The sequence below is a fragment of the Bradyrhizobium sp. 17 genome (assembly GCF_023073515.1).
GTDB lineage: Bacteria > Pseudomonadota > Alphaproteobacteria > Rhizobiales > Xanthobacteraceae > Bradyrhizobium > Bradyrhizobium canariense_D.
Genome location: NZ_JADPJQ010000098.1, coordinates 55,262 through 81,286, shown reverse-complemented (window position 1 = coordinate 81,286; position 26,025 = coordinate 55,262). Strand labels below are relative to the sequence as shown.

At 63.5% G+C, this 26,025-nt stretch carries 28 protein-coding genes and 1 tRNA gene; 15 read left to right on the top strand and 14 right to left on the bottom strand.

Annotated features, from left to right (window positions below; genetic code table 11):
- Nucleotides 1–82 precede the first annotated feature (82 nt).
- Nucleotides 83–745, bottom strand: a complete 663-nt coding sequence (locus tag IVB13_RS18160) for an invasion associated locus B family protein (protein WP_018459765.1) — start codon at nucleotides 743–745, stop codon at nucleotides 83–85.
- Nucleotides 746–862: 117 nt separating this feature from the next.
- Nucleotides 863–1,702, bottom strand: a complete 840-nt coding sequence (locus IVB13_RS18155) for an SDR family oxidoreductase (RefSeq protein ID WP_018459763.1) — start codon at nucleotides 1,700–1,702, stop codon at nucleotides 863–865.
- Between the two features lie 214 nt (nucleotides 1,703–1,916).
- Here IVB13_RS18155 and IVB13_RS18150 point away from each other — a divergent pair, with 214 nt between their 5' ends.
- From IVB13_RS18150 to IVB13_RS18140, 3 genes are all read left to right on the top strand, one after another.
- Nucleotides 1,917–2,891 (top strand): NADPH:quinone oxidoreductase family protein, encoded by a 975-nt coding sequence (locus tag IVB13_RS18150; RefSeq protein WP_018459762.1) that lies wholly within the window; start codon nucleotides 1,917–1,919, stop codon nucleotides 2,889–2,891.
- A gap of 206 nt (nucleotides 2,892–3,097) precedes the next feature.
- Nucleotides 3,098–4,141 (top strand): hypothetical protein, encoded by a 1,044-nt coding sequence (locus tag IVB13_RS18145; protein WP_247370620.1) that lies wholly within the window; start codon nucleotides 3,098–3,100, stop codon nucleotides 4,139–4,141.
- Nucleotides 4,142–4,159: 18 nt separating this feature from the next.
- On the top strand, nucleotides 4,160–5,326 hold the full coding sequence (locus IVB13_RS18140) for a TAXI family TRAP transporter solute-binding subunit (protein ID WP_247338184.1): 1,167 nt from the start codon (nucleotides 4,160–4,162) through the stop codon (nucleotides 5,324–5,326).
- Between the two features lie 144 nt (nucleotides 5,327–5,470).
- Here the strand turns inward: IVB13_RS18140 and IVB13_RS18135 are convergent, their stop codons facing one another.
- Nucleotides 5,471–5,860, bottom strand: coding sequence for a YkvA family protein (locus IVB13_RS18135; protein WP_018459760.1), 390 nt, complete (start codon nucleotides 5,858–5,860; stop codon nucleotides 5,471–5,473).
- Between the two features lie 91 nt (nucleotides 5,861–5,951).
- Nucleotides 5,952–6,254, bottom strand: a complete 303-nt coding sequence (locus IVB13_RS18130; RefSeq protein ID WP_018459759.1) for a 4a-hydroxytetrahydrobiopterin dehydratase — start codon at nucleotides 6,252–6,254, stop codon at nucleotides 5,952–5,954.
- Nucleotides 6,255–6,408: 154 nt separating this feature from the next.
- Here IVB13_RS18130 and IVB13_RS18125 point away from each other — a divergent pair, with 154 nt between their 5' ends.
- Nucleotides 6,409–7,854, top strand: a complete 1,446-nt coding sequence (locus IVB13_RS18125) for a TAXI family TRAP transporter solute-binding subunit (RefSeq protein WP_247489935.1) — start codon at nucleotides 6,409–6,411, stop codon at nucleotides 7,852–7,854.
- Nucleotides 7,855–7,957: 103 nt separating this feature from the next.
- Complete coding sequence (locus IVB13_RS18120) at nucleotides 7,958–9,499, top strand: alkaline phosphatase D family protein (protein ID WP_018459757.1); 1,542 nt, start codon at nucleotides 7,958–7,960, stop codon at nucleotides 9,497–9,499.
- A gap of 10 nt (nucleotides 9,500–9,509) precedes the next feature.
- Here the strand turns inward: IVB13_RS18120 and IVB13_RS18115 are convergent, their stop codons facing one another.
- Nucleotides 9,510–9,911, bottom strand: a complete 402-nt coding sequence (locus tag IVB13_RS18115) for a response regulator (protein ID WP_026233873.1) — start codon at nucleotides 9,909–9,911, stop codon at nucleotides 9,510–9,512.
- A gap of 156 nt (nucleotides 9,912–10,067) precedes the next feature.
- Here IVB13_RS18115 and IVB13_RS18110 point away from each other — a divergent pair, with 156 nt between their 5' ends.
- The 7 genes from IVB13_RS18110 to IVB13_RS18080 all read left to right on the top strand — a co-directional run bounded on the left by IVB13_RS18110 (nucleotide 10,068) and on the right by IVB13_RS18080 (nucleotide 17,611).
- The gene (locus IVB13_RS18110) at nucleotides 10,068–10,832 is read left to right on the top strand and encodes a Crp/Fnr family transcriptional regulator (RefSeq protein WP_018459755.1); all 765 of its coding nucleotides are present in this window, start codon (nucleotides 10,068–10,070) and stop codon (nucleotides 10,830–10,832) included.
- Nucleotides 10,833–10,911: 79 nt separating this feature from the next.
- Entirely contained in the window at nucleotides 10,912–11,628 is a 717-nt protein-coding gene (locus tag IVB13_RS18105; protein WP_247295794.1) for a prolipoprotein diacylglyceryl transferase family protein, read from the top strand.
- Nucleotides 11,609–13,039, top strand: a complete 1,431-nt coding sequence (locus IVB13_RS18100; RefSeq protein ID WP_018459753.1) for a radical SAM protein — start codon at nucleotides 11,609–11,611, stop codon at nucleotides 13,037–13,039. The genes IVB13_RS18105 and IVB13_RS18100 overlap by 20 nt, the downstream gene beginning before the upstream one ends.
- The gene (locus IVB13_RS18095) at nucleotides 13,036–13,305 is read left to right on the top strand and encodes a hypothetical protein (protein WP_018459752.1); all 270 of its coding nucleotides are present in this window, start codon (nucleotides 13,036–13,038) and stop codon (nucleotides 13,303–13,305) included. The genes IVB13_RS18100 and IVB13_RS18095 overlap by 4 nt, the downstream gene beginning before the upstream one ends.
- 256 nt (nucleotides 13,306–13,561) lie before the next feature.
- Entirely contained in the window at nucleotides 13,562–15,388 is a 1,827-nt protein-coding gene (typA, locus tag IVB13_RS18090; protein WP_018459751.1) for a translational GTPase TypA, read from the top strand.
- A gap of 125 nt (nucleotides 15,389–15,513) precedes the next feature.
- The gene (locus IVB13_RS18085; protein ID WP_247338195.1) at nucleotides 15,514–16,770 is read left to right on the top strand and encodes an NAD(P)/FAD-dependent oxidoreductase; all 1,257 of its coding nucleotides are present in this window, start codon (nucleotides 15,514–15,516) and stop codon (nucleotides 16,768–16,770) included.
- Entirely contained in the window at nucleotides 16,742–17,611 is an 870-nt protein-coding gene (locus tag IVB13_RS18080; protein WP_247370613.1) for a type II restriction endonuclease, read from the top strand. Before IVB13_RS18085 ends, IVB13_RS18080 begins: the two co-directional genes overlap by 29 nt.
- A 7-nt stretch (nucleotides 17,612–17,618) precedes the next feature.
- Here IVB13_RS18080 and IVB13_RS18075 read toward each other — a convergent pair whose 3' ends face one another.
- Together IVB13_RS18075 and IVB13_RS18070 are read right to left on the bottom strand one after the other, a co-directional pair.
- Nucleotides 17,619–18,026, bottom strand: coding sequence for a thiol-disulfide oxidoreductase DCC family protein (locus tag IVB13_RS18075; protein WP_018459748.1), 408 nt, complete (start codon nucleotides 18,024–18,026; stop codon nucleotides 17,619–17,621).
- Nucleotides 18,027–18,068: 42 nt separating this feature from the next.
- The gene (locus tag IVB13_RS18070; protein WP_018459747.1) at nucleotides 18,069–18,956 is read right to left on the bottom strand and encodes an alpha/beta fold hydrolase; all 888 of its coding nucleotides are present in this window, start codon (nucleotides 18,954–18,956) and stop codon (nucleotides 18,069–18,071) included.
- A gap of 262 nt (nucleotides 18,957–19,218) precedes the next feature.
- On the opposite strand from IVB13_RS18070, the gene IVB13_RS18065 reads away from it, so the two are divergent.
- On the top strand, nucleotides 19,219–19,728 hold the full coding sequence (locus tag IVB13_RS18065; protein WP_007598725.1) for a GNAT family N-acetyltransferase: 510 nt from the start codon (nucleotides 19,219–19,221) through the stop codon (nucleotides 19,726–19,728).
- Between the two features lie 175 nt (nucleotides 19,729–19,903).
- Nucleotides 19,904–20,440 (top strand): inorganic diphosphatase, encoded by a 537-nt coding sequence (ppa, locus tag IVB13_RS18060; RefSeq protein ID WP_007604168.1) that lies wholly within the window; start codon nucleotides 19,904–19,906, stop codon nucleotides 20,438–20,440.
- Nucleotides 20,441–20,477: 37 nt separating this feature from the next.
- Here ppa and folD read toward each other — a convergent pair whose 3' ends face one another.
- The 3 genes from folD to IVB13_RS18045 are packed head-to-tail and all read right to left on the bottom strand — an operon-like array spanning nucleotide 20,478 to nucleotide 22,028.
- Nucleotides 20,478–21,362 carry a bifunctional methylenetetrahydrofolate dehydrogenase/methenyltetrahydrofolate cyclohydrolase FolD gene (folD, locus tag IVB13_RS18055; RefSeq protein WP_018459745.1) on the bottom strand — a complete coding sequence of 295 codons (885 nt, stop codon included), beginning with the start codon at nucleotides 21,360–21,362 and terminating at the stop codon, nucleotides 20,478–20,480.
- A 10-nt stretch (nucleotides 21,363–21,372) separates the two neighbouring features.
- Nucleotides 21,373–21,717: a DUF167 domain-containing protein gene (locus tag IVB13_RS18050; RefSeq protein WP_018459744.1), complete on the bottom strand. Its 345-nt coding sequence runs from the start codon at nucleotides 21,715–21,717 to the stop codon at nucleotides 21,373–21,375.
- 20 nt (nucleotides 21,718–21,737) lie between these two features.
- Nucleotides 21,738–22,028: a YggT family protein gene (locus tag IVB13_RS18045; RefSeq protein ID WP_007598721.1), complete on the bottom strand. Its 291-nt coding sequence runs from the start codon at nucleotides 22,026–22,028 to the stop codon at nucleotides 21,738–21,740.
- A gap of 204 nt (nucleotides 22,029–22,232) precedes the next feature.
- On the opposite strand from IVB13_RS18045, the gene IVB13_RS18040 reads away from it, so the two are divergent.
- A tRNA-Ala gene (locus IVB13_RS18040) sits at nucleotides 22,233–22,308 on the top strand.
- Between the two features lie 108 nt (nucleotides 22,309–22,416).
- Here the strand turns inward: IVB13_RS18040 and IVB13_RS18035 are convergent.
- The 4 genes from IVB13_RS18035 to IVB13_RS18020 form a co-directional block, all read right to left on the bottom strand.
- Entirely contained in the window at nucleotides 22,417–23,229 is an 813-nt protein-coding gene (locus tag IVB13_RS18035; protein ID WP_018459743.1) for an enoyl-CoA hydratase, read from the bottom strand.
- A 109-nt stretch (nucleotides 23,230–23,338) separates the two neighbouring features.
- Nucleotides 23,339–24,133: a glutamine amidotransferase gene (locus tag IVB13_RS18030; protein WP_026233871.1), complete on the bottom strand. Its 795-nt coding sequence runs from the start codon at nucleotides 24,131–24,133 to the stop codon at nucleotides 23,339–23,341.
- A gap of 127 nt (nucleotides 24,134–24,260) precedes the next feature.
- On the bottom strand, nucleotides 24,261–25,040 hold the full coding sequence (locus tag IVB13_RS18025; RefSeq protein WP_026233870.1) for an SDR family oxidoreductase: 780 nt from the start codon (nucleotides 25,038–25,040) through the stop codon (nucleotides 24,261–24,263).
- A gap of 231 nt (nucleotides 25,041–25,271) precedes the next feature.
- Nucleotides 25,272–25,760 carry a TerB family tellurite resistance protein gene (locus tag IVB13_RS18020; protein WP_085359631.1) on the bottom strand — a complete coding sequence of 163 codons (489 nt, stop codon included), beginning with the start codon at nucleotides 25,758–25,760 and terminating at the stop codon, nucleotides 25,272–25,274.
- Nucleotides 25,761–26,025 lie beyond the last annotated feature (265 nt).

Here is a 26,025-nt window from a genome sequence, read left to right as displayed (position 1 = left end):
GCCCCGGAATGACGGGAGAAAATCTGGAACGCGCCCTATATAGCAACCGGAACGGCCGATTGCGACCTTATCGACCGCAGGCTTAACGCCTGCAATCCTGCGCGATCTTGTCGAGCGCCTGGGCAAGGCCCTTCAGCGAAAAGGTGTCGGTGGTCTCGGTCCCCTTGGACGACATGCCCTTGACCACGAGATCGGCGGATTTGCGCATGGCCTCGACCATCCGCTCTTCCTCGGCCGCGTTCTTGATCCAGAGACCGTCGCCCTGCGAGTACATGGCGAAAGCGGCGCCGCCCACCTCGACCGAGGATTCAGAGCCCGGCTTCAGCGCATAGCCGATCATGACCGAGACTTCGTTGTTGACCTTCTCCGCCGGGCGGGTGGAGACGAAGGCATAGGCAGGATCGCGCGGCCGATTCGGCGGGTTGGTCTTCGACGACGACGGCTTGGCCAGCGCGAAGCAGACCTTTTTGCCGTTGGGCGCGGCCGAATAGGCGCCCCAGGTGCCGAACTGACCGATCAGGGTTGGCTCCGCGCCGCCGGCAACCGCCGCGTGCGGGGCCGCCGGCTTGCTCTCGGGCTTTGCAGCCGTCTTTCCGGTCGTATTGGCCGCCGGCGCGGCCGGTTTCGGCGCGGCCTCTTTCGGTGCAGTCTTGGGCGCAGGCTGCGCCGTCTGCGCCCGCGCGGAATCGATGATTCCACAGGCCGCCACGCCCGTCATCAAAGCTAAAATCAGCACCCGCCACATGCTGGAGTGGTTCCCTCAATATTGTGACTGGAAGATGGCCCGGTCGCGCATTGTCCCCGGGGCAGGGATAGCCGGGAAAGTCCAATTTGGGAAGGCAGTTAGCGAAGGTCGCGGCGACTAGGCCCTGGATCGCGCCGCGCGTTGCTCCGCCCATTGCGCATCGGTCCAGCGCAACAAATCCTCGACGCCGGAGCTGCGCAAATGCGCGCCACCGTCGATCACCACCATCTCGCCGTTGATGTAGCCGGCACGGTCGGAGACTAGGAAGCTGGCGAGGTCGGCAAGCTCGGGGTGCTCGCCGGCTCGTCCCATCGGGTTGCGCGCGGCCCACCCTTCGTCGCGACCCTCGGGGCGGAGCTGGCCCGAGGCGCCGGCGGTCGGGAACGGTCCCGGCGCGATCGCGACGGTGCGGATTCCCTTCGGGCCCCATTCCACGGCGAGACTTTTGGTCATCGCCAACACGGCCGACTTCGCCATCGCCGACGGCACGGTGAAGGCGCGACCGGTGATGGTCGAGGTCGAGAGGATCGAGAGCACGACGCCGCCATGCTTGCCGTCGATCCAGCGCTTGCCGGCGGCAAGCGTGCAATACATCGCACCATGCAGGGTCGGCGCGAGAATCGCATCCGCGGCGCGGAATGAGAGATGCTCACTCTGCGCGATGAAAGTCGCAGCCGCATTGTTGACGAGAATATCGAGCGGCGCCCCGCGCCAGATCGCGTCCATCATGCTCTCGACGGCGGTGCCGTCTCGGATATCGCAGGCGATCGTGGTGACCTTGCCGCCGTTCTCTTCGCGCATCTTGCTCGCCGCCGCCTCGAGCCGATCGAGCTTGCGGCCGCAGATCACGAGCTCGGCGCCGAGCGCGAGGAAACGGTGCGCCATTGCAGCACCGAGGCCCGAACCGCCGCCGGTGACGAGGATGCGCTTGTCCTTGAGCAGGCCTGTTTCAAACATGGTTTGAATCCTTCTTGTTTCGTCGTTGCGCGCGCAGCGGGAAACCGTACCGCGGAAATAGGCTTCGCTACGCTCCCAATGACGGGAGGATAGGCTCCTGCGTTCCAACTGACAAAGAAACCGGATTGTCGCCCGCACCTAAATCCGGCAGAAACGGGCAAACTATAAATCCACTCGAAACGCCCAGTACTTCACTTCTCAAGAAGGTGCCGCCATGAAAGCCATCCTCTGCTCGCAATATTGCCAGCCCGACGATCTCGTTCTGGCCGACGTGCCGGATCCGGTGGCCGGTCCCGGCGAAGCCGTGATCGCGATCAAGGCTGCGGCGCTGAACTTCTTCGACATCCTGATGATTCAAGGCAAGTACCAGATCAAGCCGCCATTCCCGTTCTCGCCGGCCGCCGAAGTGGCTGGGGTGATCGAGAGCATCGGTCCCGGCGTGACTGATCTGAAGATCGGCGATCGCGTCGTCGCCTCCTGCGGCCACAACGGCGCGCGCGAAAAGATCGCGCTGCCGGCGGCATCGATCGTGAAGATCCCCGACAATCTCGATTATGACCGCGCGGCCGGCATCATCATCATCTACGGCACCGCGCTGCATGCGCTGGAAGATCGCGCGAGCCCGAAGCCGGGCGAGACGCTCGCGGTGCTCGGCGCCGCCGGCGGCACCGGACTTGCCGCGTGCGAGCTCGGCAAGCTGATGGGCCTGAAGGTGATCGCCTGCGCCTCGTCGGACGAGAAGCTCGAATTCGCGAAGGCGCACGGCGCAGAACTCGCGCTCAATTACGGCAAGGAAGATTTGAAGGAAGGCCTGCGAAAGCTTACGGGCGGCAAGGGCGTCGACATCATCTTCGATCCGGTTGGTGGCACCTATGCCGAGCAGGCCCTGCGCTCGATTGCCTGGGAAGGCCGCTTCCTCGTGATCGGCTTCGCCGCCGGCGACATTCCGAAGATGCCGCTGAACCTCGCGCTGCTGAAGGGCTGCGATATCCGCGGCGTGTTCTGGGGCGCCTGGACCCGGCTCAACCCGGAAAAGAACCGCGCCAATCTCGAGAAGCTCGTGAAGTGGACAGCGGAAGGAAAGATCTCCTCGCATGTCGATCGCGTCTTCCCGCTGGCGCAGACGGCGGATGCGCTCAAGGTGCTCGCCGGACGCCAGGCGATGGGCAAAGTGATCCTGCATCCGTGAGGCTATGCGGCACGACGTGTGTCGGTACGGCCGCTCGCCACGAGCTCAACTGTCATCGCCCGGCTTGACCGGGCGACCAGTACTCCGAGACGTCAGTCATTGAATCGAGAAGCCGCGGCGTACTGGTTTCCCGCCTTCGCGGGGAATGACCGCGAGCGCGGGACAGGCAGTGTCCGCGCCGCCGCCGGGTCAATCCCCGTCAACCATTGTCGACAAAATTGCGGGGCATTCCTCCGCCTCGCCTCAATCAAACCCAAATATCTCCCGATTCGCGCAAGCCGCCGACGTTTTTTGGGCTGATTCAGACGGCGATTTACCGGCTCCAGTTTGCGGGGCATTTCTGGACAACAACAAAAAGACTGAAGCCGGGATGCCCCAGCGTTGCGTTAGTAGTGGGGAGCATCACCATGGAGACGACGGCGTACCGCCCGTCCAGGGAATCGAGATCGTTCGATTCCGATCAAGCTGCATCACATCCGGCCGTCGCGTCCTATATCCGTGCGCGCGCCGCGCGGCTCGATCTGTCACCGGAAGATCCAATTCCACTGTTCCTGTCCGATCCGCTCGGTGTGCCGGAGTCAGGCGAATATACGGCGCGGGCGTTGGGTCCCCGGCTCAGAATTGTCCCGCGTGTTCTCGCGGCGGTTCTCATCGCATCCACGCTGGCCGTTGCGGCCGCGCTGTATCAGCCCAGTCTCCGCAATCTCTTCGCCGCCGACGCTGCCGGCCCGACGGGTGCCGAGCTGGACCAGGCCATGGCGTCGGCCAACGTGCCGGACAGGCCTCAGACCGCGTACAAGGACCCGGCGCGCTTGAGCAACACAAGGCTGGCGAGCGCTGACGCGCAGGATCTCCCCGCAGCCTCAGCTCCGAGCCGCGAAGCGATTGCGACTGCCTATCAAACCGCGCTGCAAGCCCAGGCGCCCGGGCCAGTCGCGGCGCCGCCTGCGCCCCCACCGCCCGCTAAGACGCTCGATGCCGACACACTGGCTGGGCTGATGGCGCGCGCGAACGGTCTGTTGGCGGTCGGCGACATTGCCGCGGCGCGCCTGCTGCTCGAACGGGCCGCCAATGCACAGGATGCAACGGCTGCATTTCTGCTCGCGCAAACCTATGACCCGGCGGTGCTGGGCACGAGCGACGCGCGGCGCGTTGCTGCCGACGCGACCGCCGCGCGCGACTGGTACCAAAAGGCCGCAGGCCTTGGATCGGCGGAGGCGCGGCAACGCCTCGCCCAGCTTCAGAACTAGAACTCTTTAGGGGATATCATGCGTAATGCTTTGAGAATGGCGCTTGCCGCCATCATGATGATCTATGCCTTCGCGGCACGCGCGGAGCAGACCGAATATGATCCGGCCAAGGTCTCTGACAGCCTGAAAGCCATCTTCCAGTTCGGTTCGACCTCGACCAAGCAGTCGCTGAACGCCAACACCGTGACGTTGATCACCGGCACGATCGGCGGCACCTATGTGCAATTCGGCGCCGACCTCGCCTCCGTGCTCGACGACGGCAACAGGATTCGTGTGTTGCCAATCGTCGGCCGAGGTTCGGTGCAGAGCGTTGCCGACATCCTGTTCCTGCAAGGCGTCGATCTCGGAATCGTCCGCGCGGATACGCTCGACTATCTCGAGCGCAAAGGTTTTGCCAAGGACATCAAGAAGCAATTCACCTATGTGACGAAGCTCTACAACGAAGAGATGCAGGTGATCGCGCCAAAATCGGTCGCGACACTCAAGGATCTGGAAGGCAAAACTGTAAGCGTCGATCTGCCCAACGGCGGCACCTTCGTCACCGCGCTCACCGTGTTCGAGCGGCTCGGGATCAAGGCGAAATTCGTTTATGTCGAGCAGCGCATCGCGATGGAGAAACTGAAGGCCGGCGAGATCGACGCCGTCATCGTGGTCGGCGGCAAACCGTACAAGTCCGTTTCGACCTTCGGCAATGACGGCCGCTTCCACCTTGCGACCGTGGATTATGCAAAGCCCCTCCAGAGCGACTATCTGCCGGCGACGCTGACCGCCAAGGACTATCCGAACCTGGTCAAGGAGGGCGAGAGCGTGGACACCATCGCGGTGCCGGCCGTGCTCGCGGCCTACAACTGGGCGCCCAACACCGAGCGCTACCGCAAGCTTGCACTGTACGTGGACGCGTTCTTCACGAAATTCCCGACGCTGCAGAACCCGCCCTTCCATCCAAAGTGGAAGGAGGTCTCGCTCGCGGCGCCCCTGGCGGGCTGGAACAGATTGCCGGTGGCGCAGCAATGGCTCGACCGCCACGGCGTCGAACCGGTGACGCGGCAACGCTTCGAGGCGTTCCTGCGACAGAGCCCCTCGGCCGCAAAAGTGTCCGACGCGGACAAGGAAACGCTGTTCAAGCAATTCCAGGCGTGGGACGCCGAAAAGGCCCAGGCCCAGGCGCAGGCGGAGAAGAAGTAGCGAGCAGTCATCCACACATACAGCTGTCATCGCCCGCGAAGGCGGCGATCCAGCATTCCGAGACGGTTATGGTTCAATCGGAAGGCCGCGGCGTGCTGGATTCCGCACCATCGCGAGGAATGACAGCGGAGTATGCGGCGACAGCTATTGCGCGGCTTCCGGCTCCACCTCATCCACCCCGCGCTTCAGCGCGGCGCGGGCGGCTTCGCGATGCTCGTTCGTGATGTGGCTGGCAACCATGCGGATCGCGGTGGCGAGTACGGCGGCGTCATCGGTGAAGCCGAGGATCGGCATCACGTCGGGAACGAAATCAAACGGCAGGATGAAATAGGCGATCGCCCCGAGCAGCGAGGCCTGGACATGGCGTGGCGTCTGGCGGTCGAACGCGCAGTAATAGGCCGCGAGCAGATCCTCCGCGAACGGCAGATGCGCGGCGACACGCTTCAGCTTGCGCCAGAAGCGGCGGCGCACGCTCTCACGATCTTCCGCGAGCCGGTCGGCGGGCTCGAAACCGACGCTGTGTTCGGCAGCCATGTTCGACAAACTCCCCGTTCCAGCCTGGGTGGCAGATCGCCGCATCCCGTGCTGATCACAAGATGGGGACGCGGCCTTCCCCTGCAAGACGTCAGCCTGGTGTCAGCTTGGCGATGGCGTTCATCGCCTTGGCGAGCTCGATGTCGAGCGCGGTGACGCCGCCGGCGTCATGGGTCGACAGCACCACCTCCACCGTTTTGTAGACATTGCGCCATTCGGGGTGGTGGTCCATCTTCTCGGCGACCAGTGCCGCGCGGGTCATGAAGCCGAACGCCTCGTTGAAATCCTTGAAGACAAAGGTTTTCCCGATCGCCTCGCGTCCTTGAGCCTCGGTCCAGCCAGGTAGTTCGCCCAGCGCCTGCCTGCGTGCCTCCGCCGAGAGCCGTTCTGTCATCCTCGCCTCCGTCCTTTCAGGGGAACTTTACCCTAACACCGCACTGACGCCCCGGGTTCATACGGGATTGGACCCCATCCGCTAACCATGACGGAGATGTAACCCTGCCGGACAAGAAATTTGCTACACTTGCAGGCGTAAACCGCCGGCCAAGATGAAACTGAGCCTCAAGCGAATGTTCGGGAGATCGATGACCGGGGGATTGGACCTGGCCGAAGCGCCCACCCCGCCCTCGCCGCGATCATCGGCGCGGAAGACGGCGCTCGTGACTCTCGCGCTGGTGCTCGCGATCGTTGGCGCGCTCGCCGGCGGCTATTACTTTGCCATGCGGCCGGTGACGCTGAAGATCGCGGTCGGCCCCGCCAACAGCGATGACGTCAAGGTCGTGCAGGCACTGACCCAGGCCTTCGCGCAGCATAAGAGTTCTGTGCGGTTGCGCCCGATCCAGACCGACGGCGCCACCGCCAGCGCCAATCTGCTCGCGGAAGGCAAGGCCGATCTTGCCATTGTGCGCGGCGACGTCGACGTACCGAAGAACGCGCAAGCGGTTGCGACCCTGCGCAAGAACGTCGTGGCGCTATGGTCCGTGTCCGGCAAGGGCAAGAAGAAGGGCGCGAAGATCACCAAGATCGCGCAGCTCGCCGGACATCGGGTCGGCGTGGTCGGCCGCACCCAGGCCAACGTCAATTTGCTCAAGGTGATCCTGCAGCAATACGGTGTCGATCCCGCCAAGGTCGAGATCGTGCAATACCCGGCAACCGAAGCCGTCGAAGCGATCAAGGCGCAGAGGGCTGATGCCTATCTCGCGGCCGGTCCCGTCAACAGCAAGATCACGGCGGAGGCGATCGCCGCTTCCACCAAGGATTTCGGCACGCCGACCTTTCTCGCGATCGATTCCGCGGATGCGATCGCCCAGAACCATCCGGTCTATGAAGCGGCCGAGATTCCCGCGGGCACTTACGGCGGCTCGCCCGATCGTCCCGATGACGAGGTCAAGACCATCAGCTTCTCGCACCACATCGTGGCGCGCAAAGCAGTGTCCGAAACCACCATCGCGGCGTTCACGCGCCAGCTTTTCTCCGTACGCCAGCAATTGGTGACGGAATTCCCGCTGGCGGCGAAGATCGAAACGCCCGACACCGACAAGGATGCGGTGATTCCCGTGCATCCCGGCGCCGCCGCTTTCGTCGACGGCGAAGAAAAGACCTTCCTCGACAGATACAGCGATTACATCTGGTGGACCCTGATGGCGCTCTCGGCCATGGGCTCGATCGGCGCCTGGTTTGCGGGCTATCTGAAGAAGGACGAGCGCGACAACAACAGCCATCTGCGCGGGCGGCTGCTCGACATGATCACCGCCGCTCGAAAGAGCGAAACGACTGAAGATCTCGATCAGATGCAGACCGAGGCCGACGAGATCCTGCGCGATACGCTGCGCTGCTACGACCACGGCGCGATCGAGGAAGGTGCGCTCACCGCCTTCAACATCGCGCTCGACCAGTTCCATGCGGCGGTTGCCGACCGCAAGGCGGTGCTGTTCAGCCTGCCGCAGAACCTGCAGCGCGCCGGTGCCCAATTCCGGGCCGCTGGCAACGCGTAAGCGCTCGCGCGTTATCGCCGCGTCACATTGTCTCAATATAGCGTCTGCTTCACCATGGCGACCGCCCTGGGCGATCGCCTCACGCGATATCGAGACCGTCTTCATGAACATCAAATTCTCCCGCCGCCGTTTCCTGACGACCAGCGCCGGCGCGCTCGGCGCGGTCGCAATGCCCCATCTCTCCCGCGCGGCCGACCGGCCGGCGGTGACCCATGGCGTGCAGTCGGGCGACGTCACCGTCGACAGCGGCGTGGTCTGGGCGCGCACCGACCGGCCCGCACAGATGCTGGTCGAGGTGGCGACGACGGAGTCGTTCAGGGATGCCCGCGCGCTGCCGCCGATCGCGGCGCTGCCCGACAGCGACTTCACCGCGAAGATGCTGATCGAAAACCTGCCGGGCGGACAGGACATTTTTTATCGCGTCCGCTTCCGCGATCTTTCGCACACCGCGGTGGAGGGCGAGCCGGTGACCGGCCGCTTCCGCACCGCACCCGCCGACCGTCGCGACGTCAGCTTCGTCTGGGGCGGCGACGTCGCAGGACAAGGCTGGGGCATCAACCCTGATGACGGCGGCATGTTCACCTTCTCGGCGATGCGCAAGCACCGTCCGGATTTCTTCCTGCACTCCGGTGACACCATCTATGCCGACGGCCCTATCCAGTCCGAGGTGAAGCTCGCGGACGGCAAGATCTGGAAGAACGTCACGATTCCCGAGAAGGCCAAGGTCGCCGAGACGCTGGACGAGTACCGCGCCGCGCACAAATACAATTTCACCGACGACAATCTTCGCGCCTTCAATGCCGAAGTGCCGATCTTCGTGCAGTGGGACGACCATGAGGTGACCAACAACTGGTCGCTGTCGAAGGAGCTGCCGGCGACCTACAAGGAGCGCGACATCGCACTGCTTGCGGCCCGCGCAAGCCGTGCCTTCCACGAGATGTATCCGATGCGCGAGAGCATCGTCGAGCCCGGCCGCGTCTATCGCCAGATCTCCTATGGTCCCCATCTCGACGTGTTCGTGCTCGACGAGCGCAGCTATCGCGGCCCGAACGGCCCCAACCTCGAAACCGTTTACGACCCGGCCAGCTATTTCCTCGGCCCGGACCAGATCGCCTGGCTCAAGCGCGGCCTGTTGAATTCTCGCGCGACCTGGAAAGTGATCGCCTCCGACATGCCGCTCAGCCTCGTCGTGTCAGACACGCCGAAGGGGGGATCGGAAGCCATTGCGCAGGGCGACGGCCCGGTGCGCGGCCGCGAGTTCGAGATCGCCGACATCCTGCGTTTCATCAAGATGGCGCCGGTCAGCAACACCGTGTGGCTCACGGCGGACGTGCATTACGCGGCCGCGCATTATTACGATCCGAACAAGGCGCAATTCCAGGATTTCGAGCCGTTCTGGGAGTTCGTGTCGGGCCCGCTTCACGCGGGCACATTCGGTCCGAACGCGCTCGACAATACGTTTGGGCCGGAGGTGCGTTTCGTCAAGGCGCCCGGGAAAGACAACCAGAACCTGCCGCCATCCGCCGGCATGCAGTTCTTCGGTCACGTCAAGATCGACGGCGCTTCCGGCCAGATGACGGTGACCTTGCGCGACCGCGCCGACGTCGCGCTGTGGTCAACCACGCTCGATCCGAAGCCGGCCTGACGCCGTATCGCTAGTTCGCCGCGCGGACCTGGAGCGCCGCCTCCAGCGCGTCGCTCGAACACGGCTTCTGCAATCGCGGCTGGCCGGCGAATTCGGGCGGGATGCGCGCGTCAGCGCCGTAGCCGGTGACGAACACAAAGGGAATTTTCAGCGCCGCGAGCCGTTCGGCGACCGCAAAGCTGTTCTCGCGACTCAAACCGACGTCGAGCAAGGCGAATTCGGGGGCGTGCGCCGCGATTGCGGTCAGCGCCTGCGCCACTGAACCTACCGTGCGGACGCTCTTCACGCCAAATCCGAGCAGGCGATCTTCGAAGTCGATCGCGATGATCGGATCGTCCTCGACAATGAGCACATCGGCGGGACAGTTTGAACCATCGGAAACAGCGGGTGCCATCATCGTAACTTGGAGCATGAGGTTTCTCTGACTGGGATACCGCGTCACGACGCCTGTACCCGGCGCGGAGGTTCCCGGAACGAAACCACCACATCACAGTTGTTAGGTCTGTCTACTTGTGCACACAGGACCTCGTCGGAACTCGCTAAATGTGGAGGCGGATGGGAGTTTAAGATGGACGCGCGGACCAGCAACGCCACCGAGATCGATAGCCGGCCGACCAACAATCTGCTGCGGCGCTTGAGCCCGGCCGACTTCGCCCTGCTTGCGCCGCATGTCATGCTCGAAAGCGCCGCAGCGAATGAGCTGCTCTACAACCCCGGCGACGACGTCCAGGTCGTCCACTTCCCCTGCGGACCGTCGCTTGCAACCTTCCTCGTTCCCAATGAGGACGGCCGCGATGTCGAGACCATCCTGGTCGGCCGCGAAGGCGCGGTGGGCGGCATCGTCAGCGAGGGTTATCTGCCGGCCTATACCCGGATCTGCGTGAAATTCGGCGGGCCGTTTGCGCGAATTCACGTCAGCAAGCTGGAGGCCGCCAAGCAGCGCTCGCCCTCGTTGCGCCATGTCTTCGCTCGTTACGCCGACTGCATGCTGGCTCAGATCTTCCAGTCCACCGCCTGCAACGCCATTCACTCGATCGAGCAGCGCACCGCCAAATGGATGCTGGCCGCTATGGAGCGGACCGGCGACGAGAGCAGCGTGCCTCTGACGCACGAGCAACTCGCGACACTGCTCGGCGTCGGCCGCAGCTATGCCAGCCGCGTGCTCCAGTCGTTCAAGGCGGAGGGCGTGCTCGACACGCGACGCGGATCGATCCTGGTCCGCAACCGCGAGGGCCTGCGCCTGCGCTCCTGCCTGTGCAACGAGGCCGTGAAGATGCACTTCGAGGAGGTGCTGCGCGGCGTCTATCCGACCGAGGAGAGGCAGGCCGGCTAGCCGCCTGACTCGCTCCTCTTCGGGGATAAGAAGCGGCCGCACTATCCCGCCGCGGGGGAACCTGGGCTAATGTCCCCGCATGAGCGGGGCTTTCCTTCACACTCTCTTCGACATCGCGGCGTGGCTGACTGCGGCCGTGGCGCTCTACGGGCTGTCGCGACAGGGCTTGCGGTTTCCGGCGCAATCCTTTGAGCGGTCCTACCTCGCCGCTTTGGTGTTCGGCGCGGGGCTCGGCGCCTATCTGTTCGGCTCCGCCAATCTGTGGCTGTCGGGCCAGAGCGGCATCGCGCGCTCCGTGGAAGGAGCGCTGGTCGGCGGCATCTTGGCGATCGAGCTCTACAAATGGTCCGCAGGGATCACGGTCCGAACCGGCGCCCGTTTTGCGCTGCCGCTGGCGCTCGGCATCGCGATCGGCCGGCTCGGCTGCTTTTTCGCGGGCCTCGACGATTTCACCTACGGCACGCCGACGGCATGGCCCTGGGGCCATGATTTCGCCGACGGCATCCCGCGCCATCCCGTGCAGCTCTACGAAAGCGCCGCGATGGGGGTGTTCGCGCTGCTCTACGTGGTGGCGGTCTTGAACCGGAGCGCGTTTGTGATCACCAATGGTTTCTACCTCGTCCTCGTCTACTATGGAGCACAGCGCTTCCTGTGGGAATTCCTCAAGCCCTACGGCACGCTGATCGGCCCCTTCACGCTGTTTCACCTGCTGTCGCTGTCCATCCTGCTCTACGCCGTCGTCATGCTGGCGAGGGCGCCCAATGCGAGACCCATGCATGAACGCGCCGTTGCGTAAGTCGCGTCCCTATATCTTCTGGGGCCAGACCCAATCTCTCTGCGAGACCTGCCTGAAGCTGGTGCCGGCCAAGATCCAGATCCTCGACAACGAGGTTTGGTACGAGAAGCGCTGCAAGGAGCATGGCGTCCAGTCCACGCTCGTGTCGACGGACGCCGCGTATTGGCGCCTGTGCAAGGATTTCATCAAGCCGGGCGACCGGCCGCTGGCCTTTCAACGGCATACCGAATTCGGCTGCCCCTATGATTGCGGCCTGTGCCCCGACCACGAGCAGCATTCCTGCCTCGCGCTGATCGAGATCACCGAGCATTGCAATCTGACCTGCCCGGTGTGCTTTGCCGATTCCTCGCCGGCGCGGACCAGCTTCACGCCGCTGGCCAAGGTCGAGCGAATGCTGGACGCGCTGGTCGCGAGCGAGGGCGAGCCTGATTTGGTGCAGATCTCCGGCGGCGAGCCGACGCTGCATCCCGACTTCTTCGCGATCCTCGATGCGGTGCGCGCCCGCCCGATCCGCCATGTCATGATCAACACCAACGGCCTGCGTATCGCCCGCGAAAAGGATTTCGTGGCGCGGCTCGCCGAGAACAAGCGCGGGCTCGAGGTCTATCTCCAGTTCGACTCGCTCGAACGCGACGCTTTGATCAATCTGCGCGGCGCGGATTTGCGCAAGATCCGTCAGCAGGCGCTGGAGAATCTCGAGCATTACGGCGTATCGACCACGCTGGTGGCGACCATCAAGCGCGGTGTCAACGATGCCGAGATCGGCGACATCGTCCGCCACGCGCTGACCTGGAAGTGCGTTCGCGGCGTCACGCTGCAGCCGGTGCAGGACGCCGGCCGCAACGAAAATTTCGACAAGAACACCGATCGCATCATGCTGTCGGAGATCCGCAAGCGCGTGGTCGAAACCGGCGTGTTCGGCGACAAGGACATGATCCCGCTGCCCTGCAATCCCGAAAGCATCTCGATCGGTTACGGCCTGCGCAACGGCAAGAAAGTGCTGCCGCTGACCTCGCTGATCCCGCAGGAGCAACTCGTCGCATTGTTGCCCAATACGATAAGCCCGGAGAAGCATCCGGCGCTGAGGGAGAAATTCATCGATCTGTTCTCGCTGTCCTCGGGACCGCTGAACACGAGCGAGCGCGTCTGCGAATTGCTGTGCTGCCTGCCGAGCTTCGAGGTGCCGCAGGGAATCACGTACGAGAACGTATTCCGCGTCACCATCGTGCAGTTTCTCGATCGCTTCAATTTCTGCGTCGGCAACGTCAAGCGCAGCTGCATCCATTTCGTCACCGAGAACGGCGCGATCATCCCGTTCGACACCTACAATCTGTTCTACCGAAACGGAAAGATCGACGGCATCCGCGCCGAACTGGCGGCGCAGTCAACCGCAGGAGTCCTGCAGGCATGAGCATCAGCGACACGCCGCCGCCAGCCCCTCCGGGACCGCCTCCTGCCCCGCCGAACAAGCGCGGCGGCTGCCTGACCGCGATCATGGCGATCTTCGGGATCCTCATGCTGCTACCCGGTGCCTGCGCATTGCTGTTCGGCGGAATGTCGGTGATCGAGGGCGGCCGGATGGGTTCCGACGTGGCACCGCTGGTGTTCGTAGGCCTGGTCGTGGGGCTGGGCGGGGTCGCCCTGATCTGGGCCGCGATCAAGGGCCGGCGCGGCTGAGCCCGGCTTTTCGCCTAACCCCCGGGAATTCCCGGACAAAATTCAATCAACCAACGGCCAAAGAACACATTGTTTTTTGGCGGTTTTTGCCTATATTGCGCCGCAACGCGTAGGGTGCCCGGTCGATATGCCGGGCTTTCCCTTTTGGGCGGAAAGCGCCCCGTTTCCAGTCTTCAAGCGTTGTTTCGAGAAGAGGTCCCGGTCTGACCGGCGAGATCGCGCTTAACCCATTGTCCGACCGCAAAGAAGCCCACTCATGAATCTTCGCAACATCGCCATCATCGCCCACGTCGACCACGGCAAGACGACCCTGGTCGACCGCCTCCTCCAGCAATCCGGCACCTATCGCGAGAACCAGAAGGTGACTGAGCGCGCCATGGACTCCAACGATCTGGAGCGCGAGCGCGGCATCACCATTCTGGCCAAGGCGGCCTCGGTGCAGTGGAAGGACACCCGCATCAACATCGTCGATACCCCAGGCCACGCCGATTTCGGCGGCGAGGTCGAGCGCATCCTCAACATGGTGGACGGCGCGCTGGTGCTGGTCGACGCCGCCGAGGGGCCGCTGCCGCAGACCAAATTCGTGGTCTCCAAGGCGCTCAAGGTCGGTTTGAAGCCGATCGTCGTGATCAACAAGGTTGACCGTCCCGACGCGCGGGCAACCGAAGTCATCAACGAGGTGTTCGACCTGTTCGCGGCGCTCGACGCCAGCGAGGAGCAGCTCGACTTCCCGATCCTCTACGGGTCGGCCAAGCAAGGCTGGATGGCCGAGAGCCCGGACGGGTCGCAGGAAGCCGGCATGCAGCCGCTGTTCGACCTGATCGTGCGCCATGTCGCGCCGCCGACCGTCGAGGAAGGCCCGTTCCGCATGATCGGCACCATTCTGGAAGCCAACCCCTATCTCGGCCGCATCATCACCGGCCGTATTTCCTCAGGCTCGATCAAGCCGAACCAGGCCGTGAAGGTGCTGGGCGCCGACGGCAAGACGATCGAGCAGGGCCGCATCACCAAGATCCTCGCCTTCCGCGGCATCGAGCGCACTCCTCTCGACGAAGCCGAGGCAGGCGACATCGTCGCCATCGCCGGCCTGACCAAGGGCACCGTCGCCGACACCTTCTGCGATCCGTCGGTCGACACCCCGCTGGTGGCGCAGCCGATCGACCCCCCGACCGTGTCGATGTCCTTCATCGTCAACAACTCGCCGCTCGCCGGCACCGAAGGCGACAAGGTCACCAGCCGCATGATCCGCGACCGCCTGCTGCGCGAGTCCGAGGGCAACGTTGCGCTGCGGGTCGTCGAAGCCTCCGACAAGGACGCGATGGAAGTTTCAGGCCGTGGCGAATTGCAGCTCGCGATCCTGATCGAGACCATGCGCCGCGAGGGCTTCGAGCTTTCGGTGTCGCGTCCGCGTGTCGTATTTCAGAAGGACGAGGCCACCGGCGCCACCCTCGAGCCGATCGAGGAAGTCGTCATCGACGTCGACGAGGAGCATTCCGGTGTCGTCGTGCAGAAGATGAGCGAGCGCAAGTCCGAGCTGATCGAGATGAAGCCGTCCGGCGGCAACCGTCTGCGGCTGGTGTTCTACGCGCCGACCCGCGGCCTGATCGGCTACCAGGGCGAGCTGCTCACCGATACCCGCGGCACCGCGATCATGAACCGTCTGTTCCACGGCTACGCGCCGTACAAGGGCGAGATCCAGGGCCGCCGCAACGGCGTGCTGATCTCCAACGACCAGGGCGAAGCGGTGGCTTACGCCATGTTCAAGCTGGAAGATCGCGGCCCGATGATGATCGAGCCGGGCTGGAAGGTCTACAAGGGCATGATCGTCGGCGAGCATACCCGCGACAACGACCTCGAGATCAACGTGCTCAAGGGCAAGCAGCTCACCAACATCCGAACCACGTCGAAGGACGAAGCGGTGCGCCTGACCCCGCCGATCCGCATGACGCTGGAAAAGGCGCTGGCCTATATCGAGGACGACGAGCTGGTGGAGATCACGCCGAAGTCGATCCGCCTGCGCAAGCGGCACCTCGACCCGAACGAGCGCAAGCGCGCGGAAAAATCCAAGGAAGCGGTGGCTTAAGGCCACTCGGACACACGACGAATGCGTCATGGCCGGGCTTGTCCTGGCCATCCACGTCTTCGATACTGGTGTCAATGACGTGGATGCCCGGGACAAGCCCGGGCATGACGATGAAATTGACCGCTATGTCCCTCCCCTCCTCCGTCGACGTCGCGATCATCGGTGCGGGCGCCGCCGGTCTCGGCGCGGCGCATGCGCTGGCAGGCTCCGGCCTCTCCGTGATCGTGCTCGAGGCGCGTAACCGGCTCGGTGGCCGGGCCTGGACGGTGCAGGCCTCGCCCGAAGTCACCTTCGACGTCGGCTGCGGTTGGCTGCATTCGGCGGACAACAACTCCTTCGTCGCGATTGCAAAGCAGCTCGATTTCGAGGTCAACAAGGACCTCCCGCCCTGGCGCGAGCGCGCCTATGGCGACGCGTTTCCGAAAGCCGAGCGCGATGATTTCATGCACGCCATGGACGCCTTCTATCAGCGGCTGTGGGAGACCGCCCAGAAGGGCCAGGATGTCCCCGCGAGCTTCAGCCTGGAGCCCGGCAATCGCTGGAATCCCATGATCGACGCGATCTCGACCTACATCAACGGCTGCGAACTGAAGGACATGTCGACGCTGGACTGGGACGCGTATGAGGACAGCGACCTCAACTGGCGCGTCCGCCGCGGCTACGGCGCGCTGATCGCGGCCTATGGCGCGCCATGCCCGGTGGCGCTGAACTGCAACGTCACGCTGATCGATCATTCCGACCAGCGCATCCGCATCGAGACATCGCAGGGCACGCTGACCGCGGACAAGGTGATCGTCACCGTGCCGACCAATCTGATCGCCAATGAGGCGATCCGCTTCTCGCCACCTCTCCCCGCCAAGGTCGACGCCGCGGCCGGCCTGCCGCTCGGTGTCGATGACAAGGTGACGCTGGCGCTCGACGATGCCGAAGCCTTCCCGAAGGAAGGTAATTTGCGCGGCGCCACGATGCGCACTGACATGGGCACCTATCATATCCGCCCGTTCGGCCAGCCCTGCATCGAAGGCTTTTTCGGCGGCAGCTTTGCACGCGAACTGGAAGACGCGGGCGACGGCGCCATTGCCGCCCAAAGCATCGAGGAGATCGCAGGCTTCCTCGGCAACGACATCAGGCGAAAGCTGAAGCCGCTCTACGAGTCGCGCTGGGCCCACGACCCCTTCGCGAGAGGCTCCTACTCGCACGCCCTGCCCGGCCACGCCGGTGACCGCGCCGTGCTGGCGGCACCGACCGATGGGCGGCTGTTCTTTGCGGGCGGCTGCCGAAGAAGTCGTTCGGAAGGCGCGCGCTGGCGACACGCTGTTTTTCTGCAAGCCAAAATCTGGTCCACTGCTTGCGATGAGTTGCACCGCGGGCAGCGCAATTGAGCAGCAACTCTTTTGGCTATTCGGTCTGCGTGCAACCGGAGACCGTTTCGACGACAATAAGCGAGACTTTCGCCGAGAGCGCGGTCAGGAACTTTCTTTCACGGCTCGCTATATTCTTGAGCTCATCGAAATCGAAGCTATCGTTACTGAGGATGAGTGGCTCGACGCGCTCCTAAAGAAATTTGGTGCAGAATTCCCCGCAACGGGCATCTTCTCTGAGTTTGCTAGGAAGCATGCTCCCGAGACGAGTGTTAGAGACGATCCTGATCACGCGCTCATGACATGGATCGAATTTGAGGAAAGGTTGTTCCGTACCCTAGAGCGGCACATTGTCTCGAAAAGGCTGGCCGACGGTTTCATGCTCAGCAAGAAGGCTGACGTTGAAGGCTTCATCAAATTTTCGCTGAGCGTCCAGAATCGCCGCAAGTCGCGCGCCGGATCGGCTCTTGAGCATCATCTCGCTGCAATTTTTTCTGCCCGCAAGCTAAGGTTCGAGAGAGGGGCGCGAACCGAAAATAACAATAGACCGGATTTCCTGTTCCCGGGGGCGAAGGAATACAATTCGTCAGCGTTTTCAGAAAATCGCCTTGTAATGCTCGGCGCAAAATCGACCTGCAAGGATCGGTGGCGTCAAGTGTTAGCTGAAGCGAACCGGATCAAGACGAAGCATCTCTTGACGTTAGAGCCCGGAATTTCAGAAAATCAAACATCCGAAATGCGCACCAAATCGTTGCAACTTGTCTTGCCAAAAAAGCTTCACGAAACGTACAAGTCGACTCAACAAAGAGCCCTTTTGGACCTGCAAGAATTTGTGGCTCTTGTAGAGAAAATCCAACGCTGACCACGTCCTACTCGATCACCCGCGCCCGCAAGTCGGCATCCGGTACGAAGCACGAATCATACTTGCCGAAGATGCGGTATCGGTTGCGCGCGACGAGATTGTAGAGCGGGTCCCGTAGCGGCTTGGGCACAGCGAACAACGCGCGCACCCAGCCCCAGCCGGGGAGCTGCGACAGCACCGTCAGCGCAGCGTCCGACTTCATGAACACCGCGCCGCCGTGAACCACGGCATTGGTGTCGGGATCAGCGGGATCGATGCCGAACGTGCGCGCGAGCCGGGCGCCATAGTCAGATTGAATCGGCGTGAAGCGAAACCGCTTCGCCGGGTCCCTTTTGGCGACGAAGCGGACCCAGCGCGAGCAGAAGATGCAGACGCCGTCGAACAGGATGACGTCATCGTCGGGCCATTTGGGCATTAGCGATTGTCCAATATCAGGTGCGTGACCAGGAATACGGCGTCATGGCTTTTTGGCAGCCGCCGGCTTCAACCCACGCGCAAGCTCGGCACTCGCGGCTTTGACGCCTGCCTCGGTTTCGATCATCCAGTGGCCCTCGCTACCGACGGCCGGCGTCGTTCGGAAGTCGACCTTGCCACCGCCGCCGCGAAACGCATCGACCAACGCAAGCGAAAATGCCGGTGCAAAGTAGCTGTCATTGGCGGCAACGAGCCATGTGATGGGGATGCGCGCGGCCTTGCCGAATTCAGCCGCCGCGGCGAGAAGCGTATGCGGCGCGCAGATCCGGTTCGGCTCGTCATTGGCATGGCCGCCGCGGCCCGGCGCAATGGCGATGATGGCGGAGATCGCCTTCGGATCGGCATTCGCGAGCGCCAGCGCGCCCCAACCGCCGGCGGAATGGCCGATCACGATCGCGGCGTCCTTGCGGATAAAATCCTGCTTTCGCACATAGTCCAGCGCGAGCGCGATTTCGTCGGCCGTTGCGCGGCCCGAGCGCACGTAGTCCGCCTCGTCGCAGCCACCCTGGTCCTCGACATAGCGGCCACCGGTCGCACCATGGCCGAGCCGTTCGGGCACCAGCACGGCGAAGCCGCGCGCGATGAGGAATGCCGTGAGTGCGCGGTATTCCGGCTGAGACATTTGCGCGCGCCGCAAGCCATTTTGCGTCGAAGCATGCGCGATCACCGCAAGCCGGAACGGGCCGGCACCCGGCGGGCGAAACAGCCGGGCATGAGCGGCGATGTCGGTATCCGGCGACGGCACGCGCCATTGCTGACGGCGAAACGGATCGCCCTCCGCTCCGGACGAACCAAAAACCTGAGCGCACACCGGCGGCGCAGCCAGCAAGGCCAGCAGAGCCAAAGGCACGAGGATGTTGGGGATCCGCATGAATTGCCGGAGGCGAGAACAGCGACAGTTAGACTAGTAGGAACGAATCAATATCGGCAGACTTTCTGCGTTGCCATTGCCGTTCATTCGTTGCCGCAAAGCAGTTTTGCACCGGCGCAGAGCACCCCGGTGCCATTCGAATCGGCGTCTTGTCTTTTTTCGGTACAACATGGTTCAAATACTGATGCAGAAAGTCCACACGTTAACCGATAATTAACGATAGGTCTTGCCGCCGGCGCGGCGACTTGGTTTGATCACGTCCATGAGCACAACCCTGATCGAGGTCCGGCCGGCCAAAGCCGCAGATGCAACTGCGGTGGCGTCCACCCATGACGAAGCCTGGCGCTCCGCCTATCAGGGCATCATTCCCGGCGCCGAACTGGAGAAGTTGATCAACCGCCGCGGTCCGCAATGGTGGGACAGCGCGATCCGCAAGGGCAGCCGCGTCAGCGTGCTGGTGTTCGGCGACAAGATCGCAGGCTACGCCAATTACGGCCGCAACCGCGCCCGCAGCCTGCATTTCGACGGTGAGGTCTACGAGCTCTATCTGCGTCCCGAATTCCAGGGCCTGGGCTTTGGTCGCCGCCTGTTCACCGCGGCCCGCCGCGACCTGATGCAGAGCGGCCTGAAGAGCATGGTGGTGTGGGCGCTCTCGGACAACGATCCGGCCACCGAGTTCTACCGCGCCTTGGGCGGCCGCATGGTGGCGCGGTCCTCGGAGCGTTTCGGGCCGAAGTCGCTCGACAAGGTTGCCTTCGCTTGGACCAATTGAGCTGCTGAAGTCCCGCCGGCAGCGTTTTCCTTCCGTCGATACCGCTGCCTTGAGCCGGTGATCGCCGGATTCATTATTTCACAAAAACGCGATGGATCAGCGGGCCAAGCCCGCGTATGACAGCGCCAAAATCGCTGCCGGGTGCGATTTAACCTCGGCAACAACGGAGCCTTGAATGCGTATCGATGCGGTCTCGATCGGGAAAAACGTCCCTCACGACGTCAACGTCATCATCGAAGTCCCCGTGGGCGGCGAACCGATCAAGTACGAGATGGACAAGGAAGCCGGCACGCTGGTGGTTGACCGCTTCCTCTACACGCCGATGCGTTACCCCGGGAACTACGGCTTCATTCCGCACACGCTGTCCGACGACGGCGATCCCTGCGACGTCCTCATCATCAACACCCGCGCCATCATTCCCGGCGCGGTCATGAGCGTGCGCCCGGTCGGCGTGCTGTTCATGGAAGACGAAGCCGGCGGCGACGAGAAGATTCTTGCGGTGCCGTCGTCGAAGCTGACGCAGCGCTATGACAAGGTGAAGTCGTATTCCGACCTGCCGGACATCACGCTCCAGCAGATCCAGCACTTCTTCGAGCACTACAAGGATCTCGAACCCGGCAAGTGGGTGAAGATCCTGCGCTGGGGCGGCCCCGAAGATGCGCACAAGCTGATCCTCGAAGGCATCGATCGCGAGAAAAAGAAGAAGGCCTGAGCTCTGCTCCCTCGCCCCGCTTGCGGGGCGAGGTGAACTACACCGCCGGCTTCGGCAGCCCTGCAATCGCGCAGGCCGCGCGCAACGTGTTCACGAGCAGGCAGGCGACTGTCATCTGACCGACGCCGCCCGGTACCGGCGTGATGGCGCCAGCCACGGCGAGCGCTTCCTGATAGGCAACATCGCCGACGAGACGCGTCTTGCCGTCGTCCCTCGGAATCCGGTTGATGCCGACGTCGATCACGGTCGCCCCCGGCTTCAGCCAGTCGCCGCGCACCATCTCGCACTTTCCGACGGCGGCATAGACGAGGTCTGCGCGCCTCACGAGCCCGGGCAGGTCACGCGAGCGCGAATGCGCGATGGTCACCGTGGCGTTCTCGTTCAGCAACAGCTGCACCAGCGGTCGGCCGACGAGGTTGGAGCGGCCGATGACGATGGCGTTCATGCCTTCAAGCGAAGCATGCACGCTCTTGGTCAAAATGATGCAGCCGAGCGGCGTGCAGGGCGACAGCGCCTCGAAACCGCCGGCGAGGCGGCCGGCATTGTTCGGATGCAGCCCGTCGACATCCTTGGCGGGGTCGATGGCATTGACGACCGCCTCGGTATTGAGGCCCTTGGGCAGCGGTAGTTGCACCAGAATACCGTGCACGGCGGGATCGCGGTTGAGTTTTGCGACCAGCGCCAGGAGATCTGCTTGCGAGACGTCGGCCGGCAGCTTGTGCTCGAACGAGGCCATGCCGGCGGCCTGGGTCTGGGTGTGTTTCGACCGGACATAGACCTCGCTCGCCGGGTCGCTTCCGACCAGGACCACCGCAAGGCCCGGAACCAGATTGTGCTCGCGCTTGACGCGTGCGACCTCGTCGGCGACGCGGGCGCGAAGTTCTGCGGCGATGACTTTTCCGTCGATGATCTTGGCGGTCATGTCAGTTCCCTCAGTCTGTCGATTTGGCTGATGCGAGCTGGCGCAGGGCTTCGCCGAGCCGCGCCGGATCGCCGTCGACCGCGATCTGCTTCAGCCGCGAGGTCGCTCCCGACAGGAGTTTGACGCTGGCCTTGGGCACGCCCAACGATTTCGCCAGCAGCACCAGAACGGCCTTGTTGGCCTCGCCGCCATCTGCGATAGCGCGCACCCGCACCTTGAGCACGCTGCGGCCATCGGAGAGCTGCTCGATCCCGTCGATGTCGTCGCGGACGCCGCGCGGCGTCACCCGCAGCGCGATGCTGATACCTGCGGCCCCGTAACGCCAAGGTTCCTTGATGACAAGGTTCTTTGGCAACCCAGGGCGCTCCAGCTTGCTTAGATCACGTTCGGGTAGATGTAATACAGGATCACCCGCTCGATGAACATGATGAGCAGGATCAGGATGATCGGCGAGATGTCGAGGCCGCCGAGGCTGGGCAGGAAATTGCGAATCGGAGCCAGGACCGGCTCGGTGATTCGGTACAGGAACTCCGCCACCGCCGAAACGAACTGGTTGCGGGTGTTCACGACGTTGAAGGCGATCAGCCAGGACAGGATCGCGGACGCGATCAGCAGCCAGACGTAGAGGTCGAGCACGATGATGACGATGTCGAGAACGGCACGCATGGCTTTTGAAGACTCTGACTTTTGAAAATTCTGGCTGCGGTCGGGATTGACGCCTGCTGCTAGATATCGGTTCCCCCCGGTCCAAACAAGGGAAGTCGGTGCCGGGATGGCTAAAACCGGGTTACACCCGTCCTTGACTTGACCTTGGCGGGGACTTAAATGGCGCCCGGTTGTCGGCCGCATTGACCAGAGCGGCCTACAAAAGGGGCCATAGCTCAGCTGGGAGAGCGCGTCGTTCGCAATGACGAGGTCGGCGGTTCGATCCCGCCTGGCTCCACCACGCTTCGCCCTTCGGGCTACGCGTGGCGCAGCCGCGCGGAGCTCGAGGGGCGAAGCGTGGTGTCCGGCGTAGCCCGCAGGGCGAAGACGGACTGCCCCTTAAGCTTCCCTACTTCCCCGTAAACCTCGGCGGCCGCTTCTCCATGAAGCTCGCGACCCCCTCCCGGAAATCGCTGCCGTTCAGCGCCACCATCATGTCCCGGTTGGCTTCGATCGTCGCCTCCGCCAGCGTCTGGAACGGCACCTCGTAGAGCTGCCGCTTGATCACGGCCATCGCGCTCGGCGAGACGAAATCGGCGAGGTCGCGCGCATAGGCATAGGTCTCCTCGCGCAGCTTCTCGGGCGAGCAGAGCCGGTTCACCAGCCCGATCCGCAGCGCCTCGTCACTCGAAACGCGGCGCGCCGAGAGCAACAGATCCATCGCGTTGGCGTGGCCGACGATTCGCGGCAGCATCCAGCTGATGCCGTGCTCGGCGATCAGACCACGCCGGGCGAAGGCGGTGGTGAACACGGTGTTGTCGGCGGCAAAGCGCAGGTCGCAATAGAGCGCGTGGACGAGGCCGATGCCGGCGGTCGCGCCATTGAGCATGGCGATGACAGGCTTTCCGATCGACGGGTAGAAGCCATGGCGCGTCTGCCAGTCCGGCCGCCGGTTCATGTCGAAGGGCGGCAGGTTCGACGCGCGCCTGACATCATCGGGGTCGAGCCCCTTCAATGCGTCCATGTCGGCACCGGCGCAGAAGGCGCGGCCCGCGCCGGTGATCACGATGACGCGGACATTGTCATCGGCGCTCGATGCTTCCATCGCATGGCGCACGTCGCGCTCCATGATCGGCGTCCACGCATTCATGCGATCGGGACGGTTGAGCGTGATGGTCGCGACCTTGTCGCTGACCTCATAGAGAATGTGTTCGTAAGCCATGGTGCTCTCCCTTTGTTTGCCGGCGCAGTTTCGCGCGCGCTCGTTGACATGAGCCTAGCATATCAAGGGATGAGACAAGGGCTTGTGCCAACGGCCTGGGAGGGCGCGATCACTCGGCGGCTTGCGCCAGCAACGGCCGACGCGCCAGCCAGCCGTCGATGAATTGATCAAGCCAGGCCCGTTCCGCGGCATCGTAGACGGCACGGTCCGCGAAGTGATGATGCCGCTGCCGCGCGCCGGGCGCGCTGAGACCGTCATAGCCGCGCGTGGTCCAGCAATGCATCATGGCGTAGGTCACGTCAGGATGAAACTGCACGCCGAAAGCGTTGCCGGTGCGGAACGCCTGCACCGGAAAATCATCGCCTTCGGCAAGCAGTTCAGCGCCAACCGGCAGCTCGAAGCCTTCGCGATGCCAGTGATAGACCCGTGCCGGCCAATTCGGGCAGAGCCCGTGTCCCGCGGGTGTCGGGCGGATCGGGTAGTAGCCGATCTGGGTCAGCGCATCGGCATGCGGCGCGACGCGGGCTCCTAACTGCTTCGCGAGCATCTGCGCGCCGAGGCAGATGCCGAGGAACGGCCGCTGTTCGCGGAGCGGAATTTCGATCCAGTCGATCTCGCGGCGGATGTAGTCGTCGGGATCATTGGCGCTCATCGGACCGCCGAAGACCACAGCGCCGGCATGCTGGTCGAGGGTCTCAGGCAGCGGATCGCCGAGGCGGGGACGGCGGATGTCGAGGCGGTGGCCAAGGGCGCGCAGCGCATTGCCGACGCGGCCGGGCGTCGAGGATTCCTGATGCAGGATGATCAGAACCGGCAACCGGGTTTCGAAGGCGGCGACATCAGGCGTCCTTCTGGGGAAGGGCACCACATCTGCGCCACCAAATCTGTCCGTCCGGAACGACATGGTCTTTGCGACTGCTATCGGCTCTGACCGCCAGCATAACTAAGCGATCGTTAATTTCGTGTGAGTTTGCGCACACACACTCCCGATAGAAAGCAAGCTCCGGGCCACGACCGACCGAGAGCTCCCTCTAGCGTCTTTGTCTCTGAAACCGGCTGGTGGCGGACAGGATGAAGCCGCGCGGGAAGAAGCGCAGCGCGAATGGCACAATCTTGATGCCCAGACCGGGGAGCACGGCCCGCTTGTTGGCCATCAGGCCGCGATAGGCCTGTCGTGCGACCTCAGCGGCAGGAACATTGAGAAGGGCCGTATCATGTCCGGACCCAACGCCGGCGCGCGCCTGGAATTCGGTGGGCACCGGGCCCGGGCAAAGTACGGTGACGCGAACGCCGTGCGGTGCAAGCTCCGCCCGCAAGGCCTCGGTGAAGGAAATGACATAGGCCTTGGACGCGTAATAGACCGCCATGCCGGGGCCGGGCAGATAGCCGGCGACCGATCCGACGTTGAGAAGGCCACCCTTGTTCCTGATCAGCTGATCGGCAAAGCGCAGCGACAGATCCGTCAGAGCCCGGACATTGACATCCACTATGCCGACCTGCTCGACGCGGTCGCGCTCAATTGCGTCGCCGAACACGCCGAAGCCGGCATTGTTGACGAGATGATCGAGCTCGACGCCTTCGGCAGCGAGTGCGGCGGCGATCTTCTCGCCGGCATCCGCATCCTCAAGATCGCAGGCGATCACGATCGGCTTTTTGCCACCCTTGGCAGCGAGCTCGTTTGCGAGCGCCTCGAGCCGGTCCGCGCGTCGCGCCGTCAGCGCAAGACGGTGTCCGTTCGCGGCGAACACACGCGCTAGCTCCGTGCCGATGCCCGCCGAGGCACCGGTGATCAACGTTACCCGCTCAGTCACGATCGAGATCTCTTGAATTGAAGTTTTTTTGGCGCCGCAATGCTGGAACGAGAGCATAGGCCGTGCGCGACAGGCAAGCGGCGTCCACCGCATAGCCACCTGAGCGGGAAACGGGGGAAGCAGGAAAACCCCGTTTTTACAGGGGAAAACCGGAACCAGGGCAGCCCCGAGGCTACATTAAAGTTTCGTCATGTGGTCCGCACAACCGCCAATTGGCGGTATTGGCAGTGATCACCCGCCGACCGCGCTGTCCTTGACCTGACCACCGGCACGATCTGCGACCGCGTGCTTCAGGTCGATCCGGTCGCGTTGCGAAATCCCGAGCAGGTCGGAGGCACGCCAGACCACATTATCCTCGAACTCGGTAACCTGGCCATCGGCATAGACCAGCTCCCACATCATCTGGACGACCCGCTTGCGGCCCTCTTCGTCGAGCGAGCGCATCATGATGCTGGTGAAGTGATAGAGGTCGACCGCCTCGCCCTCGACCTCCGTCGCATCCGCGATCAGACGATCCGCGGTGCCGCGATCGAGCCCAAAGTGGCTTTCGATCAGGCTGTGCAATTTGCGCTGCTCGGCAGCCGTCGGCTGGCCGTCCAGCGAGATCACGTGAACCAGCAGCGCGGTCGCCGCCAGCCGGTAATCACCGTCACCGAAAGCGCGGTCCTGGGCATGGGGAGCAACAATGTCGGCGATGAATTGGCGCAGGCCGTCGAGCATAAGGTCCTACCGAAATCGATGAAGCCGCGGAGCGCGACCGCTACCAGCATTATATGAGTAGGAAATTCAACCGGCGCAACGTGCGTCAGTTCCGCGCGTCGCATTACGTTTCGGCAATCTGAGTCTGTGATTTTGGAGTAGGGCAAGGCAAGTGCGCACATGTGGTCCCGGCGAAGGCCGGGACCCATAACCACAGGCTGCGGTTTGGCGAAGGCTTTGGTAACGACCATCCAGCCTGTTTCGGAAATCACGCGGTATGGTCCCG